Source organism: Pseudomonas sp., assembly GCF_030147005.1.
Lineage (GTDB): Bacteria > Pseudomonadota > Gammaproteobacteria > Pseudomonadales > Pseudomonadaceae > Aquipseudomonas.
In genome coordinates, this window is sequence record NZ_JASLAW010000125.1 from 17,254 (window position 1) to 33,016 (window position 15,763).

Below are 15,763 nucleotides of genomic sequence, written 5' to 3' on the forward strand. Positions count from 1 at the left end.
TTCTGAGGAGTGTGTGATGAGTAATGAAGACAAGCGCATCCGCGAATTAGCCCACCAGATCTGGGAATCTGAAGGCAAGCCCCACGGTGAAGATGCACGTCACTGGGAGATGGCACGCAAGCTCGCCGAGGCCGAGGCGCTGACGCCGAGCAAGCCTAAGCCGGCCGCCAAGCCAAAGACTGCCCCCAAGGCAGCCGCCAAACCCAAACCGGCTGCGCCTGCCGCCGCCAAACCGGCACCGAAGAAGCCCGCAGCGGCGAAAAAGTCCAAGCCTGCTGCTCATTGATCACCGCGCCTCCTGACCCAATCAATTGCCGTCAGGGGGCTTTTACCTATTACGTCATGCGCTGAATAACCGTCAGTACGGCCGCGTTCGGCCCGAAAAAAGAACCCTTGCAGGAGCAACACCATGAGCAAACCCGATAAAGCCTCAACCACGCCGGACCGTGAGCCGTCGCGGATTCGTGAAGGTTTGCCCTTCCCCCTTGGCGCCACTTGGGACGGCCTGGGTGTCAACTTTGCGCTGTTCTCGGCCAACGCCACCAAGGTCGAGCTGTGCCTGTTCGACGATGCCGGCGAAGTGGAACTCGAACGCATCGAGCTGCCCGAATACACCGACGAGATCTTTCACGGCTACTTGCCCGACGCCCACCCCGGGCTGATCTACGGCTACCGTGTCTATGGTCCCTACGATCCGGAAAACGGTCATCGTTTCAACCACAATAAATTGCTGATCGACCCCTATGCCAAGCAACTGGTGGGCGAACTCAAATGGTCCGAGGCCCTGTTCGGCTACACCATCGGCCACCCCGACGACGACCTCAGCTTCGACGAGCGCGACAGCGCGCCCTTCGTGCCCAAGTGCAAGGTTATCGACCCGGCGCACACCTGGGGCAATGACCAGCCGGTGCGCGTGCCATGGGATCGCACGATCATCTATGAAACCCACCTGCGCGGCATCAGCATGCGCCATCCTTCAGTCGGCGAATCCGTGCGCGGTACCTGCGCCGGCCTGATGGAAGATGACGTGCTCAAGCACATTCGCCAGTTGGGTGTTTCTTCGGTCGAGCTGTTGCCAGTACATGCCTTCGTCAACGACCAGCATTTGCTGGAAAAAGGCATGACCAATTATTGGGGCTACAACAGCATTGCGTTTTTCGCGCCCGACCCGCGCTACCTGGCCAGCGGCAAAATCGCCGAGTTCAAGGAGATGGTCGCGCACCTGCATGAGCAAAAGCTCGAAGTGATCCTCGACGTGGTCTACAACCACACCGCCGAAGGCAACGAGCGCGGCCCTACCCTGTCGATGCGTGGTATCGACAACGCCTCGTACTACCGGTTGATGCCCGACGAAAAGCGCTTCTATATCAATGATTCCGGTACAGGCAACACTCTGGACCTGAGCCACCCTTGCGTCTTGCAGATGGTCACCGACTCCCTGCGCTACTGGGCCACCGAGATGCACGTCGACGGCTTCCGCTTCGACCTGGCGACTATTCTCGGGCGCTATCGCGACGGCTTCGATGAACGTCACAGCTTCCTCGTGGCGTGCCGCCAGGACCCTATCCTGCGCCAGCTCAAACTGATCGCCGAGCCTTGGGACTGCGGGCCTGGCGGCTATCAGGTGGGCAACTTCCCACCGGGCTGGGCGGAATGGAACGACCGTTTCCGCGACACCGTACGCGCCTTCTGGAAAGGCGACGATGGCCAGTTGGCGGACTTCGCCGGGCGCATGACCGCCTCCGGCGAGATGTTCAACCATCGTGGCCGCCGGCCGTACAGTTCGGTGAATTTCATCACCGCCCATGACGGGTTCACCCTGCACGATTTGGTGTCGTACAACGACAAGCACAACGAAGCCAACGACGAGAACAACCAGGACGGCAGCAATAACAACCTGTCGTGGAACCATGGCGTCGAAGGCCCCACCGACGACCCGGAAATCAACGAACTGCGCCTGCGCCAGATGCGCAATTTCTTCGCCACCCTGCTGCTGGCCCAAGGCACGCCGATGATCGTGGCCGGCGATGAATTCGCCCGCACCCAGCATGGCAACAACAATGCCTACTGCCAGGACAGCGAGATCGGTTGGGTCAACTGGGACCTGGACGAGGACGGCAAGGCGCTGCTCAAGTTCGTCAAGCGCCTGATCAAGCTGCGCCTGGCGTATCCGATCCTGCGCCGTGGACGCTTCCTGGTCGGTGACTACAACGAAGATATCGGCGTCAAGGACGTCACCTGGCTGGCGCCGGATGGCAACGAGATGGCCACCGAGCAGTGGGAAGACAGCAATGGTCGTTGCCTGGGCATGCTGATGGATGGTCGCGCTCAAGAAACCGGTATTCGCCGTGCCGGCGCGGATGCGACCCTGTTGCTGGTGGTGAACGCCCATCACGACATGGTCAATTTCCGCCTGCCACCGGTGCCCGAGGGCGAGTTCTGGAACTGCCTGCTCGACACCAATGACACGGCGGTGCGTGGCCAGGAGCGCTTTGACTTTGAGCACGAGTACGCCGCAACCGGCCGCTCGCTGCTATTGTTTGAGCTTCAACACGACGACGAGGTGTGAGATGGCGTTGCACGGATTCCTTTCCGGCTACCGGGGCTATGCGAATACGCAGGCCCTGGGTAATGCCTTGAAGGACCTTCAGGAAGAAGGCCTGGACCAGCTGCCGTTGCCCGGCAGCGGCCAGACCCTGGAGCGCTACAGCGGGCTGGCGCAAGTCGCCGGCCATGACCTGCGCTTGTGCAAACTGTTTGAAGGCCACACCGATGCGCTGGCAATCATTGCCGAACTCGACTGCCCTCTCCAGCCGTTGGGCAGCACATGGGGGACATGGGCAGCCGAGCCGCCGCACGCCAGGGTGCGCGTGCGGCGCGACGGGCAACGTTTAATCGTCGACGGACGCAAAGCCTGGTGTTCAGGCGCGTCCGTGGTCTCACACGGGTTGTTGACCGCGTGGGACGAGGAAGATCGTCAGCAGCTGGTTGCCGTGGTGATGGACCAGCCAGGCGTGACGGTGACGGACGAAGGTTGGAACGCAGTGGGCATGGCCGCCACCGGGAGTGTCGACGTTATCTTCAACCAAGCCGGGGGGCTCGCGATCGGCGGGCCGGGCGACTACCTGGCGCGCCCTGGCTTCTGGCACGGCGGCATCGGTATTGCGGCGTGCTGGTACGGCGCGGCGCAGCGCCTGGCTGAAGTGCTGCGCATGCAGTGCGGCAATCATCCCGAGCCCCATGCCATGGCTCACTTGGGCGCGGTTGACAGCGCGCTCAACAGTGCCGCTTGCGTGCTACGCGCCGGCGCCGAGCAGGTGGACCGGGCACCGACCGCCGATGCCCGGTTACTCGCGCAGCAGGTGCGCGCGTGCGTCGAGGAAACCGTTGAACAGGTGGTTCGTCATGTCGGGCGTGCCGTTGGCGCGGGACCTTATTGCAAGGACCCGCACTTCGCCCAATTGATGGCGGATTTGCCGGTGTACATGCGCCAAAGCCATGCCGAACGCGACTTGGCGGCCCTGGGTGAGCAAGTGGCCGGCGAACCGTCAGGGAGGTGGCAGTTATGAAACCCAACCCGATTGTTGGCCAAGGTACGTCGCTGCATTACTGGCAAACCTCATCGCGCCTGGCTGAATTGCCACATATCAGCGTCGAGGAGCTGGTACCGGAGGGGCAGCGTGCAGTCATCATCGCGCCGCACCCGGACGATGAGGTGCTCGGCAGCGGCGGTTTGCTGCAAGGCCTGGCCGCCTTGGGCCGGCCCATTCAGTTGATCTCGGTCACCGACGGCAGCGCCAGCCATCCGGGCTCCAAACGGTGGCCGGTGCAACGCCTGAGCGTGGTGCGCCCGCAGGAGTCGGCCCAGGCCCTGCACCGCCTGGGTTTGCCGCTGCACAGTTTGAAGTGGCTGCGCGCCGGGTTTACCGACAGCAAGGTCGCCGAGCGTGAAGAAGAACTCGCCGCGTTCATCCAGCGCTACCTCAAACCCAACGATGTGGTGTTTGCCACCTGGCGCGAAGACGGGCATTGCGACCACGAAGCGGTTGGCCGCGCCAGCGCGAAAGCCGCCCAGGCGGTGGGCGCGACCCTGTACGAATTGCCCGTGTGGACCTGGCATTGGGCGACCGCCGAAGACGGCATGGTGCCCTGGGACCGTGCGCGCAAGATCCCCCTGACGCCGGAAAGGGTGGCCCGTAAACGCCATGCCATCCACGCCTTCGCCAGCCAGCTGGAAGGCGACCCGCAGGTCGGCCTGCCGCCCGTACTGGCGCCCTATGTGGTGGAGCGCTTGTTGCAACCGTTTGAAGTGGTGTTCGTTTGAGTGTGACAACCCCTTATTTTGACCAGATGTTCGCCGGCAACGACGATCCCTGGGCGTTTCGTCAACGTTGGTACGAACAACGCAAACGCGCATTGACCCTGGCGGTGCTGACCCGAGCGCGCTACGCCTCGATTTTCGAACCCGGCTGTGCGAACGGTGAGTTGAGCGCCGAACTGGCAGCGCGTGGTGATCACTTGCTGTGCTGTGATACGGCGGGCGCTGCGGTGGCGCTGGCCAGCAAACGGCTGGCAGGGTTTTCCAACGTTCAAGTGGAGCAACGCTGGTTGCCCGAGCAATGGCCAGCGGGGCAATTTGAGCTGATCGTGTTGAGTGAGTTCTGTTACTACCTGGACGCCGCTGACCTGGAGCGCCTGATTGACCGCGGCCTCGACGCCTTGGCCGAGAACGGCCAGCTGCTGGCTTGCCATTGGCGCCCGCACATCGAAGGTTGCCCGCAAACCGCCGAACAGGTCCACGCCCTGCTCCAGCAGCGGCTGGGCCTGCCTTCTGTAGTGCGCCACCATGAAGACGACTTCCTGCTCGACCTGTGGGGCCGCGATGACACCTCGGTCGCACGCCTCGAGGGCCTGCGATGATCGGCATCCTGATTCCGGTGCATAACGAAGAAACGCTGCTGGACGAATGCCTGAACGCCGCAAGGATCGCCGCCAACCATCCGGAGCTACGGGGTGAAGCGGTACAGATCCTGGTGGTGCTCGACAGTTGCAGCGACGGCAGCGCCGCGATTGCCCACGCGCAGGGAGTGCACTGCCTGGCTGTGGAAGCACGCAACGTCGGGCATGCCCGCGGTGTTGGTGCGCAGCATCTGTTGAACCTGGGCGCGCGCTGGATTGCCTGTACCGACGCCGACAGCCGCGTGGCGCCGGACTGGCTGGTGGCGCAACTGGCGCTGGGCTGCGATGCGGTGTGCGGCACCGTCACCGTGGACGCCTGGAACGAAGGTTTCGACGCGGCGGCGCAGATTCGTTACCGCCAGGCCTACGAAGCCCGTGACGGGCATCGGCATATCCACGGCGCCAACCTGGGGGTGAGTGCCAGCGCCTACCTCCAGGCGGGCGGGTTTGAACCGCTGGCGTGTCATGAGGATGTGCAACTGGTGCGCGAACTGGAACGTTGCGGTGCCTCCATCGCCTGGAGCCATACTCCGCAGGTGATCACCAGCGCCCGCCTGGATTGCCGCGCCCGAGGTGGTTTCGGGGATTACCTCAAGAGCCTCGTTTCGTAAAAAAACGACAGACCGCGATTTATCCTTGTCTATGCTTACATCGCCTCGCCCAGCGCTCCAGGATCGGAGCGTTGCGCACTTACCGCAGCCGAGGTGTGACAACACGCGCGTCAACCGACAAGGATGTAACACCCCATGAAAACTGCTTCCTTAAGCGAAGGCCGTCGCGGCCCTGCGCAAATCTGGAACAGCGCGCCACAATTGGCGCACATTCCTGTTATCACGCTGACCCGCCTGGTCCCGCCCGGTGCCAGGGTGGTGGTAATTGCGCCTCACCCCGGCGATGAAGTACTCGCCTGCGGGGGCCTGCTGCAATTGCTCAGCACCCGCGAGCACCCGTTGAAATTAATCTCCATCACCGATGGCAGCGCCAGCCATCCCGGCTCGCAGGTCTGGTCGGCCAGCCGGCTGAGTGCCGTCCGCCCCCAGGAAAGCGCCGAAGCCCTGCGCCGCCTGGGTATGCCACTGCACAGCCTGAAATGGATTCGCGGCGGGTTTCGCGATAATGCCCTGGGCAACCACGAGCACCCGATGAGCCAGTTCATCGCCCGCTACCTGCAGCCAGGCGACGTGGTGTTCACCACTTGGCGCCATGATGGCAACGATGACTACGAAGCTGTAGCCCGTGCCAGCGCCCAGGCGTGCACTCGGGTGGGCGCGCACCTGTATGAGCTGCCGATCTGGGCCTGGCACTGGCCGACACGCGAAGCCTCGGTGATACCTTGGCAGCGCGCGCGCAAGCTGTGCCTGGATACCTGGAGCGTGGCGCACAAGCTGCATGCCGTGCATGCCTATGCCAGCCAGCTCACGGGCGACCCTACGATCGGCCTGGCGCCAATGCTCGCTCAGGCGTTGCTGGAGCGCATGCGTGAGCCTTACGAAATCGTGTTCACCTAGCCAGACGTGGCAAAACGCTGCTATCGGCGTATGAAAATTTCGTTAACTGATTCATGTCGTAGGCTTTTTCCTACCGTCCCGATCTGCCACACTGATGCGAATAATTATCAACAGTTTTTTTATTCGCCACGGACGGCATTCCGGGAGAGCTACATTCATGTCTGTGCAACACCATGGCGGCAAAGGGTTTTCACCGAGTTTGATGGCGATGGCCATCTGGCTGACCACCTCCCCCGCGGCCTTCGCCGCCGACGCCGACGCACCGCCCGCCACCATCGAACTCGGCGCCACAGAGGTTTCCGGGCAGCAGCTTGGCGAAACCACCGAGGGGACCGATTCGTACACCACCGGTTCGATGAAAACCGCGACCAAACTGCCACTGACCCTGCGTGAAACCCCACAGGCCGTCACTGTGATTACGCGTCAGCGCATGGATGACCAGGCGATGACCAGCATCAACGATGTGGTCAATGCCACGCCGGGGTTGTTTTTGAACTACTCCAACGGCCCCGGCCGGCAGGCCTACACCGCGCGCGGTTTCAACGTCGACAACCTCATGTACGACGGCATTCCCAGCGGTTATAACGGCGTCAAAGTGGGTGCTCAACCGAACCTGGCGATGTTCGATCGCGTCGAAGTGGTACGCGGCGCCACTGGCCTAGTGACCGGCGCCGGTAACCCCTCGGCTGCAATTAATATGATCCGCAAGCGGCCCCTGGACGAGCAGAAAGTCACATTGACCGGCGCCGCCGGCAGTTGGGACGACTACCGTGGCGAGCTTGACGCCTCCAGCCCGCTCAACGAGAGCGGCACCTGGCGTGGCCGGGTGGTCACCTCTTACCGCGACGCCAACAGTTTCATCGACAAAGCCGAGCAGGATCACGGTCTGTTCTATGCCGTTACCGAAGCCGACCTGGGCGAAGACACCAGCCTGACCCTTGGCTATTCCAACCAGAAAGACAAAACCAACCACTTCTGGGGTTCATCGATGATCGGCCTGGATGGCCATCACCTCGACCTGTCGCGCTCGTACAACCCCGGTACCGATTGGGAAAACAAAGACCAGGAGATCAACACCGTATTCGTCGAGCTGCGCCAGCAACTGGCCAACGACTGGAAACTGCAGGTCAACGCCAACTACGCCGAACAAGACGCGATGTTCTCCGGCTCCTACCAGTCGCGCTGGGTCAACAACACCCTGGCGCGTACGGTGTACCAGGCCGCCTTTGATGAAAACCAGGCCGGCGTAGACGCCTTTGCCAGCGGCCCGTTCCAGGCATTCGGGCGCACCCATGAGCTGGTCGTGGGCGCCAGCAAGCGCATCTACGACATGACCACCCACAACTACAGCCCGTACGAACTGAATTGGCCGATCAATGCCGGCAAACCGAACTTTACCCGCACCAACAACCAGCGTGACGTCACCACCCAGGACGGTTTCTACGTGACCACTCGCCTGAGCCTCGCCGATCCGCTCAAGCTGATCCTGGGCGGGCGCCTGGACTGGTACGACTATGACAACCGCGATGGCGACGGCGACTATAAAGTCACGCGTAACCTCACGCGCTATGCGGGCCTGATCTACGAGCTGGACGACCAGCACTCGGTGTATGCCAGCTACAGCGATATCTTCACGCCGCAAAGTGAAAAAAGTATCGCCGCTACCCCGCTCAAGCCTATCGTCGGTAAAAATTATGAGGTCGGCATCAAGGGTGAATACCTGGGTGGCGCGCTGAATGCGAGCGTGGCGCTGTTCCGCGTCGACCAGGAAAACCGTGCCGTGCAGGTCGTCGTGCCGAACTGCCCACAAGCCTCCTGCTATCAAGCCTCGGGCGAAATTCGCAGCCAGGGCATTGACTTCGAATTGCAGGGTGCCTTGACCGACAACTGGCAGGTCGGTGGTGGCTACACCTACGCGCGCACCCACACCATCAAGGACGATGCCAACCCGCAGAAGGTCAACAAGCAGTTCGACACCGACACCCCGGAACACCTGTTCAAGGTGACCACCCGCTACAACTTCCAGGGCCCGCTGGAAAAACTCCGCGTGGGCGGCAATGTCTCCTGGCAGAGCCGCATGTACAACGACATCCAACTGGCGGACGGCAGCACCTATCGGCTCAAACAAGGCGGCTACGCCGTCACCGACCTGATGGCCGGCTACCGGGTCAACCAGCATTTGGACCTGCAGCTCAACGCCAACAATATCTTTGACCGGCATTACTACCAGTCCATCTCCGAGGCTGTCACCTATGGCGGTGACTCCTACGGCAGCCCACGCAACATGATGCTCACGGCCAAATACAGCTTCTGATCCTCATTGCGGCCACGGCTGCCCGCTCGGGCAGCCGTTCTTAAAGTCTGCTTCCATGCTGCCGATAAACGGCTGCCGGAGCTGCTCCGGAAAAATTCGCCATCCCTGCATAGCTCTATAACAGCGGCACACGTGGCACGCCGCATGCTTGGTTCCTGGTTAAACCACATGGAGTAAACGTGAATGCCCGTTCGCACACCCTTTCTGGAGCACTACCGCAAGGCCGACCGCATCATGCTGGCATTGATCTGGTTGATGTTTCTGTTCTCCCTGGGGCTTGCGCTCTGGCATAACACCTTCACCCAGGCGGTGGTCGTCGGTGGCGGCACCGGCGTGGTGCTGACCGCGCTGTATCGCGCCATCGGCGGCACCCGCGTGATGCGTTGCGTACTGGGCGCCGGGCTGATGGTGATGGCGGCCTTGCACATCAACCAGGCCCAGGGTGTGATCGAATCGCACTTCGGTATCTTCGCGTTGCTGGCCGTGCTGACCTTCTACCGGGACTGGCTGCCGATCCTGGTGGCGGCGCTGACCATCGCCGTGCATCACGTGGTTTTCCACGTGCTGCAGCATCAAGGCTTGCCGGTATTTGTGATGACACATCATGGCGGCTGGACGATGATCTTCGTCCACGCCTTCTATGTGGTGATGGAAACCGTCGCCCTGCTCTACCTCGCCGTGCATAGCCACGCCGAAGCGGTCGAAAGCCAGGAAATGCTGGAAAAAATGCTCGACGTCACCTCGCAGTTCACGGAAGAAACCGCGCAGGGTAAAGACACGGTGCATGTGTCTCTCGCCAAGCGGTTCGACCACTTCCTGCAGCAGCTCACCCACCTGATCGACGGCGTCGCGCGCGACTCCCATGGCCTCGGCCAACTCGGCCAGGAACTGGCCACGGCCAGTGGCACCCTGGAAAGAGGCGCTCGGGATCAGCTGGCGCAAATCAATGAAATGACCGGCTCGATGCAGCGCATGGAAGACGCCATGGGCCACATTACCGTGCACGTCGAACAGGCAGTGGAGCACGCCGGCAAAGCCAGCCGGCAGATCGTGCGTGGCCAAGAAAGCGTTGGCCGTGCCCAGCATGAAATCACTCAGCTGGCCTCACGCATTAATGGCACAGAATCGACCGTACAATCGCTGGCTGTGCAGGCCGAGCAAATCGGTTCGGTGCTGGAGGTGATCAGCAGCATTGCCAACCAGACCAACCTGCTCGCCCTCAATGCCGCCATCGAAGCCGCCCGCGCCGGCGAGCAAGGCCGTGGCTTTGCCGTGGTTGCCGACGAAGTGCGCAGCCTGGCCCAACGCACCGCCGTCTCCACCCAGGAAATCAAGACCATCATCGAAGGCTTGCAGCAGGGCAGCCGCCAGGCCGTCGAAGCCATGCACGACAGCCGCCAGGGTGTGGAGCGTTGCGTGGAAGACAGCCAGGTGGCCGTCGACATGCTGCGCGCAGTGGGCGAAGACATTGTGCATATCGATCAACTCAACGGGCGCATCGTCATCACCACCCGCGAGCAGACCTCGGCGAATCTGGATATTGTGGGGCGCCTGCAGTCGGTGCAGCACATCGCACAAAACACCGCCGACGATGTGGAAACCCTGGCCCGCAGCAGCGAACGCCTGCCACCGATCGCCGTGCGCCTGGATGCGCTGGGGCGCAGGTTTCATCCCTGATTCAATCGCCTGGGAACACGGTCGAGCCCTGGCGAGGCTCGACCGTGTTCCCAGGCAACGGCTTAAGCGGCCGTATTCGTCACCGACTCGCTCACGAAGTCCTGATACGTGCGCAGCGGGCGCCCGATGATCGCTTCAAGCCGCGCCACGGCGCCATGCGCCGCCTGCATGCCGAACGCCTGGATACCCTCCATCATCAAGCGCATGTCATAAGCCAGCCAGGCCGGACCGTAGGCGGCCAACTGTGTTTCAAACGCGGCAACGTCATCGCCGCCGTAGGCGATCTCGCGGCCCAGGGCCGAGCTCCAGAGTTTTGCCACATCGGTTCCCGTAAGCGCCTGCGGCCCAACCAGTTCCAGCGTCACGCGGTCCAGCGCAGTGGCTGCCCGATCACGTCGCAGCAACTCTGCAACGGCAATATCGGCAATGTCCCGCGTATCAATCATGGCCACACCGGCCGCGCCGATGGGCATCGGGTACACGGCATAGTCCTGGATCGTCTGTTGGACCCTGCGGTCGTTCTGCATAAAGTATGCAGGGCGCAGCACCGTCGCCGGGATCTTGAGGCTGTCGATCATGCGCTCAATGGTGTACTTGCCGGTGAAATGCGGCACCTGGGTGAAGGTGTCGGCGTGGATCACCGACAGGTAAACGATCCGCTCGATGCCGGCCTCCCGAGCGAGGTTCAACGCGATCAGCGCTTGCGTCACTTCGTCGGGCGTAACGGCATTGAGCAGAAACAGGGTACGCACCGACGTCAGCGCGGCGCGCATGGACGGTACATCAGTGAGGTCGCCGATCACTTGGGTAACGCCGGCCGGGAATTCCCGTTTACCTGCTTGGCGCACCAGGGCTTTGACCTCGGCGCCTTGCTCGGCAAGGCCTAGGGTGACGAGTGAACCGAGAGTGCCGGTGGCGCCGATAACAAGAATGCTCATGGTTGAAACTCCTGCGGTGGATCAGTGGGTTTGGGTTCGAATGCAAAGTAAACCGTTGCATAACGAAAACGTAGACCACAGAATCCAGACACCTCGTCTCGAAAACGGAACACCATGAACCTCAATGCGCTGGTCGACTTCATCCAGGTCGCTACCCACGAAGGCCTGGGCAAGGCCAGCCGGGCGAGCGGTGTGTCCAAGGCCACCCTGTCGCGCCGGCTCGCTGACCTGGAAGAACAACTGGGTGTCCGGCTGATTGAGCGCAGCGCGCGCGGGCTGAAACTGACCGAAGCCGGCGAGCTGCTGATGGCGCGCGCCCAAGGCCCGCTGGGTGAAGTGGCTGAAGCCATGACGGCGGCACGCGAGGGCGTTTCGACGCCACGCGGTCGCTTGCGCGTGGCGGCCCCGGTCCTGTTCTCCCAACTGGCAATGGGCGCGATTGGCGCCCGCTTCTGTGCAGCCTATCCGCAAGTCGTCATTGAGGTCGTGGCGGAGGACCGCAAGGTAGATCTGGTTGAAGAACAATTCGATGTCGCCATTCGCATCAACCCCAGCCCGGACAGCGATCTGGTCGGCCGATGCTTCGCCAAAGACCGGTTGGTGGTGGTGGCCGCGCCCGAAATACCCAGGCCGCCGCCTGGCGCGATCAGGCCCGTAGCCGGCATCGTCACGCCGGGGTTCACGCCTACCCATTGGCATCTGGACGGCGGGCAGTTGATTCTGGAACCGATCCCCAGGCTGCAGTTTTCTTCGTTACTGATGGTGCGCGATGCGGCCATCGCCGGCGGCGGCGTGGCCCTTATTCCTCTGTCCATCGCAGGAGCCCCGCTGGCCAGGGGCGAACTGGTGCAATGGGGCACGGTGGCCGGGGCCGAGCCGCAGCTCTGGGTATTGCACACCTCAAGACGCCTGGCCGCGCCCAAAGTGCGCGCTTTCGTCGACTTCATGTGCGCGCAATACCCGGATATGGCGCTGGTGGCGCGCGGTTGAAAGCCTGCAGGTCATCGCCTCCCACTTGAGCACGACGAAACTCTTGAACCCTCCCTTGGTCGATGCTTTCAAGAGGCCGACAGTGCCTCTGTTGCCAAGTAAGACGCTTGGCCGCGCCCAATGTGCGCGCTTTCGTCGACTTCATGTGCGCGCAATACCCGGATATAGCGCTGGTGGCGCGCGGTTGAAAGCCTGCAGGTCATCGCCTCTCACTTGAGCACGACGAAACTCTTGAACCCTCCCTTGGTCGATGCTTTCAAGAGGCCGACAGTGCCTCTGTTGCCAAGTGTGTGTGGAGTAAATGCCTGCGGAGACGGCCATGAAAGAAGCCATAAACGATTTGCCCGGCCCTATAAAACGACAGGCTGACAGAATACTTCGTGAGATCGAACTGGCGGGGTCGATGATTCTTGCAGTCAAAGGCGGTGCCAAAGCCCAGGGGTTTGTGTTGGGAATAACCTGCTGTGAAGGACTCACTTCGGAGCGTTGCGAGCAGCTCGCAAGCCATTTTGACAGCGTGGTGGAACAAAGGCTGCGATCGCTGACCCTGGGGCTGTAGCGTCGGTCGGGTGAACGCTGTTGGCGCACAGATCGGTTTGGCGGTGTTCCCGACACCGGCCGAGCTTTAAAAGCGACGAACAACCTCCTACACTGCCGGGAATTTCGTACACCTGTGCAGCTTCGCTTTTCTGCCCGCCTCCCTTCAGGATTACAGACATGCGCCTGCCCGACTTCATTCTGGAAAACCTCGAGCCGATTCTGCAGGCCTGGGAAGATTTCGCCAGAACCATCGACACACCGGGCGAGGAACTCGACAGCGTCGCGCTGCGCGACCATGCCGAACAGATGTTGCGGGCCATCGTCAGCGACCTGCGCACCAAGCAGACCCGGCAGGAGCAAATCGCCAAGGCCCAGGGCCACGCCCCGACGGATGAACAGGAAACCGCAGCGGAAACCCATGCAATGACGCGGCTGATGGCCGGGTTCACGATCGATCAGATGGTGTCGGAATACCGCGCGCTGCGCACCAGTGTGGTCAGCCAGTGGATGCGCCAGGTCAAGGACGGCACACCCATCAATGTCGACGACATGACGCGATTCCACGAGGCCATTGATCAGGCCCTGGCCGAGTCCATCGCCAGCTATTCACGGGCGGTCGAAGCCTCACGCAATATGTTTCTGGGCATCCTCGGCCACGATTTGCGCACCCCGCTCGGCGCAATCCTGCTGGGTGCCGACGTGCTGCGGCGTTCCCAGGATGCCGGCGCCCGGGCGACCAAGATCGCCAACCAGGTCTACACCAGTGTGCGCCGGGCCAGCCAGATCGTCGGCGACCTGCTTGACCTGACCCGCTGCCAGATGGGGCCGGGCATTCCGGTCAAGACGGCCGATATCAACCTCTCACCGCTGTGCCAGCGTGTAATCGAGGAGATTCGCGCCTTTCACCCCGAAGCCATCGTGATGTTCGACACGAACACAAGCGTTTCAGGGAAGTTTGACGGCGGGCGGATGGAGCAGGTGTTTTCGAACATCATCAGCAACGCGGTGCAGCATGGGGACACCACGCGACCTATCCAGGTCGAGCTGGGCATACAGGCGGACTTCGCGGTCTTCACCGTGCACAACAGTGGCGAAGCGATACCCGAGGACGTGCTCCCGTTCATATTCAACCCCATGGGCCGTTTCTCCCAGCGTAGCGCGATCAACCACGGCCCCACCGAAGGCTTGGGCCTGGGCCTGTTCATCGCCTCGGAAATCGTCGCCTCCCATGGTGGGTCGATTGAGGTCAGCTCCGACACGGAACACGGCACGGTGTTTCAGGTGAGAGTGCCGCTGGATAAGCAAGCGCCTGGCGTTGCCTGAGCATGTCGCGCAGCGTTATTGAGTGCTTGAAGCGGGCCTACGATTTTTTCAGCAGGCGCTCAAGCACGTCATCGCACGCCGCTGCCCATGTCTGCTTTGCGCCCTTGTCCCGCAGCACTTCGAGCCCGGCGGCCGTAAAGGTACCCGGCGTAGCGATGGCATCGCCCAGGGTCGCCATATTGGCCAGGGGCTGATGACCGGCGCTGGCCAGGCAGTCCTGCATGTTGCCCATCACCAGCTGACGTGCTTGCTCTGCGGTCAAACCTTTATTGGTAAACCATTGCTGAAGGTCATTGAGAAAGAAATAGAACCAACCGTTCATGCACGCCGCCACGGTGGCCAACTCGAAGGCTTCTTCCTGATCCAGCACGATCAGCGATCCGAGCGTACCCAATAACGCCTCATGGGCCGAGCCCGTCGGCGTGACCACCACGGTCGACTGGTTGATCTGTGCGGCATAGGACAGCATCGCCCGCACCGGCTGCGCCTGTGGGAAGCAGCGCGCCAGGTCATTGAGCGTCATGCCGGCTACCAGGGACACCAGCGGTTGCCCTGGACTGAGCCGTACTTCCCTGGAAAGCCCTTCGACCACGTCGGGACGTACACCAAGGAACAGCAGGTCTGCCTCATCGACAACCCCTTGGTTGTCAGCCATGACCTCGCAGGCCCAAATCTTGCCCAATTGCTCGGCGCGCGCCTGATTGCGGGGCGACAACAGCACCCGCCCGGTAAAACCGCCACGCCGCAGGCCAATCACCACCTTCTCAGTCAATTCGCCGACGCCCAGAATTCCAATGTTCAGCAAGGTGTTTCCTCCGTTCGAAGCCAGTGGCAGATGTTGCCGCATCATAGCCACATTGCAGGAGGACGGCCGCACGGGTGCGGACATTAGGGGCGTCTGCAGGATGGGCAATGTACGCATCCGTCATGCGTCAATCATTCAGGATAGTGGCAACCCATACCTCACCTCCACCAACGTGACACCGCCCCTCTCAAGCGTGCGCTCCGTCCCGGTTTCCTCAACACAACCTGCCCTGCGATAAAATCGGATAGCCCTTTCATTACCGGCCAGGACCCACAGCGTCAAACGCTCATATCCCTGCTTCATCAAATCCTGCAGGCCCGCGCGCCACAAGCCCAGCCCGACGCCGGTTTGCCAATACCTGGCTAGAACATAGAGCGCCATCACCTCACCTGCATTTGCCCCGGCAGCATCATCACGGCTGGCACCGAGCGATATCCAACCGACAACCTGCTGGTCGAGTTCGGCGACCCAGACGTTCGACTCGCCCGATGCAATCAAGCGGCTCCAATTCGCTTCTCGCTGAGCCAGTGTTGTACTGAGCGCATTCAAGTAACCGGCAGGTATCAAGTCGCGATAAGCCTCTTGCCAACTGCTGATATGCACCTGGGCAATGGCCTTCGCGTCGGCGGGTAACGCTTTGCGGATCATGGTGTGTTCCTTCGGGCACTGAATATTGTCGTCGTCTGAGTATGCACGCGGGCCTATGACG

The 15,763-nt window shown here is 61.8% G+C and carries 15 protein-coding genes; 12 read left to right on the forward strand and 3 right to left on the reverse strand.

The features are described from left to right. Positions 1 to 16: 16 nt before the first annotated feature. The 9 genes from Q1V60_RS11290 (at position 17) to Q1V60_RS11330 (ending at position 10,458) form a co-directional block, all read left to right on the forward strand. Positions 17 to 286, forward strand: coding sequence for a DUF2934 domain-containing protein (locus Q1V60_RS11290; protein WP_300630287.1), 270 nt, complete (start codon positions 17 to 19; stop codon positions 284 to 286). 123 nt (positions 287 to 409) lie between these two features. Beyond that, on the forward strand, positions 410 to 2,569 hold the full coding sequence (gene glgX, locus Q1V60_RS11295; RefSeq protein WP_300630289.1) for a glycogen debranching protein GlgX: 2,160 nt from the start codon (positions 410 to 412) through the stop codon (positions 2,567 to 2,569). A gap of 1 nt (position 2,570) precedes the next feature. After that, the gene (locus tag Q1V60_RS11300) at positions 2,571 to 3,569 is read left to right on the forward strand and encodes an acyl-CoA dehydrogenase family protein (protein WP_300630291.1); all 999 of its coding nucleotides are present in this window, start codon (positions 2,571 to 2,573) and stop codon (positions 3,567 to 3,569) included. Further along, entirely contained in the window at positions 3,566 to 4,324 is a 759-nt protein-coding gene (locus tag Q1V60_RS11305; protein ID WP_300630292.1) for a PIG-L family deacetylase, read from the forward strand. The genes Q1V60_RS11300 and Q1V60_RS11305 overlap by 4 nt, the downstream gene beginning before the upstream one ends. Further along, positions 4,321 to 4,920 (forward strand): SAM-dependent methyltransferase, encoded by a 600-nt coding sequence (locus tag Q1V60_RS11310; protein ID WP_300630293.1) that lies wholly within the window; start codon positions 4,321 to 4,323, stop codon positions 4,918 to 4,920. Before Q1V60_RS11305 ends, Q1V60_RS11310 begins: the two co-directional genes overlap by 4 nt. Further along, entirely contained in the window at positions 4,917 to 5,570 is a 654-nt protein-coding gene (locus Q1V60_RS11315; protein WP_300630295.1) for a glycosyltransferase, read from the forward strand. The genes Q1V60_RS11310 and Q1V60_RS11315 overlap by 4 nt, the downstream gene beginning before the upstream one ends. Positions 5,571 to 5,705: 135 nt before the next feature. Next, positions 5,706 to 6,467 carry a PIG-L family deacetylase gene (locus Q1V60_RS11320; RefSeq protein WP_300630297.1) on the forward strand — a complete coding sequence of 254 codons (762 nt, stop codon included), beginning with the start codon at positions 5,706 to 5,708 and terminating at the stop codon, positions 6,465 to 6,467. Positions 6,468 to 6,624: 157 nt separating this feature from the next. Beyond that, complete coding sequence (locus Q1V60_RS11325; RefSeq protein WP_300630298.1) at positions 6,625 to 8,781, forward strand: TonB-dependent siderophore receptor; 2,157 nt, start codon at positions 6,625 to 6,627, stop codon at positions 8,779 to 8,781. Between the two features lie 183 nt (positions 8,782 to 8,964). Further along, entirely contained in the window at positions 8,965 to 10,458 is a 1,494-nt protein-coding gene (locus tag Q1V60_RS11330) for a methyl-accepting chemotaxis protein (protein WP_300630300.1), read from the forward strand. 62 nt (positions 10,459 to 10,520) lie between these two features. On the opposite strand, the gene Q1V60_RS11335 is transcribed toward Q1V60_RS11330, so the two are convergent. Next, on the reverse strand, positions 10,521 to 11,396 hold the full coding sequence (locus Q1V60_RS11335; protein WP_300630302.1) for an NmrA family NAD(P)-binding protein: 876 nt from the start codon (positions 11,394 to 11,396) through the stop codon (positions 10,521 to 10,523). A gap of 114 nt (positions 11,397 to 11,510) precedes the next feature. Here Q1V60_RS11335 and Q1V60_RS11340 point away from each other — a divergent pair, with 114 nt between their 5' ends. The 3 genes from Q1V60_RS11340 to Q1V60_RS11350 all read left to right on the forward strand — a co-directional run bounded on the left by Q1V60_RS11340 (position 11,511) and on the right by Q1V60_RS11350 (position 14,249). Next, the gene (locus Q1V60_RS11340; protein ID WP_300630304.1) at positions 11,511 to 12,386 is read left to right on the forward strand and encodes a LysR family transcriptional regulator; all 876 of its coding nucleotides are present in this window, start codon (positions 11,511 to 11,513) and stop codon (positions 12,384 to 12,386) included. Positions 12,387 to 12,705: 319 nt separating this feature from the next. Then, entirely contained in the window at positions 12,706 to 12,945 is a 240-nt protein-coding gene (locus Q1V60_RS11345) for a hypothetical protein (protein ID WP_300630305.1), read from the forward strand. A 158-nt stretch (positions 12,946 to 13,103) separates the two neighbouring features. Then, the gene (locus Q1V60_RS11350) at positions 13,104 to 14,249 is read left to right on the forward strand and encodes a sensor histidine kinase (RefSeq protein WP_300630306.1); all 1,146 of its coding nucleotides are present in this window, start codon (positions 13,104 to 13,106) and stop codon (positions 14,247 to 14,249) included. Positions 14,250 to 14,286: 37 nt separating this feature from the next. Here Q1V60_RS11350 and Q1V60_RS11355 read toward each other — a convergent pair whose 3' ends face one another. Then, entirely contained in the window at positions 14,287 to 15,054 is a 768-nt protein-coding gene (locus Q1V60_RS11355) for a pyrroline-5-carboxylate reductase dimerization domain-containing protein (RefSeq protein ID WP_300630308.1), read from the reverse strand. Positions 15,055 to 15,189: 135 nt separating this feature from the next. Beyond that, on the reverse strand, positions 15,190 to 15,702 hold the full coding sequence (locus tag Q1V60_RS11360) for a GNAT family N-acetyltransferase (RefSeq protein WP_300630310.1): 513 nt from the start codon (positions 15,700 to 15,702) through the stop codon (positions 15,190 to 15,192). Between the last annotated feature and the right edge of the window lie 61 nt (positions 15,703 to 15,763).

Excerpts from the sequence above, each read along its gene's own strand:
- Q1V60_RS11305 (WP_300630292.1), top strand. The coding sequence starts at position 3,566 with ATGAAACCCAACCCGATTGTTGGCCAAGGTACGTCGCTGCATTACTGG.
- Q1V60_RS11350 (WP_300630306.1), top strand. The coding sequence starts at position 13,104 with ATGCGCCTGCCCGACTTCATTCTGGAAAACCTCGAGCCGATTCTGCAG.
- Q1V60_RS11315 (WP_300630295.1), top strand. The coding sequence starts at position 4,917 with ATGATCGGCATCCTGATTCCGGTGCATAACGAAGAAACGCTGCTGGAC.
- Q1V60_RS11360 (WP_300630310.1), bottom strand. The coding sequence starts at position 15,702 with ATGATCCGCAAAGCGTTACCCGCCGACGCGAAGGCCATTGCCCAGGTG.
- Q1V60_RS11325 (WP_300630298.1), top strand. The coding sequence starts at position 6,625 with ATGTCTGTGCAACACCATGGCGGCAAAGGGTTTTCACCGAGTTTGATG.
- Q1V60_RS11330 (WP_300630300.1), top strand. The coding sequence starts at position 8,965 with ATGCCCGTTCGCACACCCTTTCTGGAGCACTACCGCAAGGCCGACCGC.
- Q1V60_RS11300 (WP_300630291.1), top strand. The coding sequence starts at position 2,571 with ATGGCGTTGCACGGATTCCTTTCCGGCTACCGGGGCTATGCGAATACG.
- glgX (WP_300630289.1), top strand. The coding sequence starts at position 410 with ATGAGCAAACCCGATAAAGCCTCAACCACGCCGGACCGTGAGCCGTCG.
- Q1V60_RS11335 (WP_300630302.1), bottom strand. The coding sequence starts at position 11,396 with ATGAGCATTCTTGTTATCGGCGCCACCGGCACTCTCGGTTCACTCGTC.
- Q1V60_RS11290 (WP_300630287.1), top strand. The coding sequence starts at position 17 with ATGAGTAATGAAGACAAGCGCATCCGCGAATTAGCCCACCAGATCTGG.
- Q1V60_RS11340 (WP_300630304.1), top strand. The coding sequence starts at position 11,511 with ATGAACCTCAATGCGCTGGTCGACTTCATCCAGGTCGCTACCCACGAA.
- Q1V60_RS11320 (WP_300630297.1), top strand. The coding sequence starts at position 5,706 with ATGAAAACTGCTTCCTTAAGCGAAGGCCGTCGCGGCCCTGCGCAAATC.
- Q1V60_RS11345 (WP_300630305.1), top strand. The coding sequence starts at position 12,706 with ATGAAAGAAGCCATAAACGATTTGCCCGGCCCTATAAAACGACAGGCT.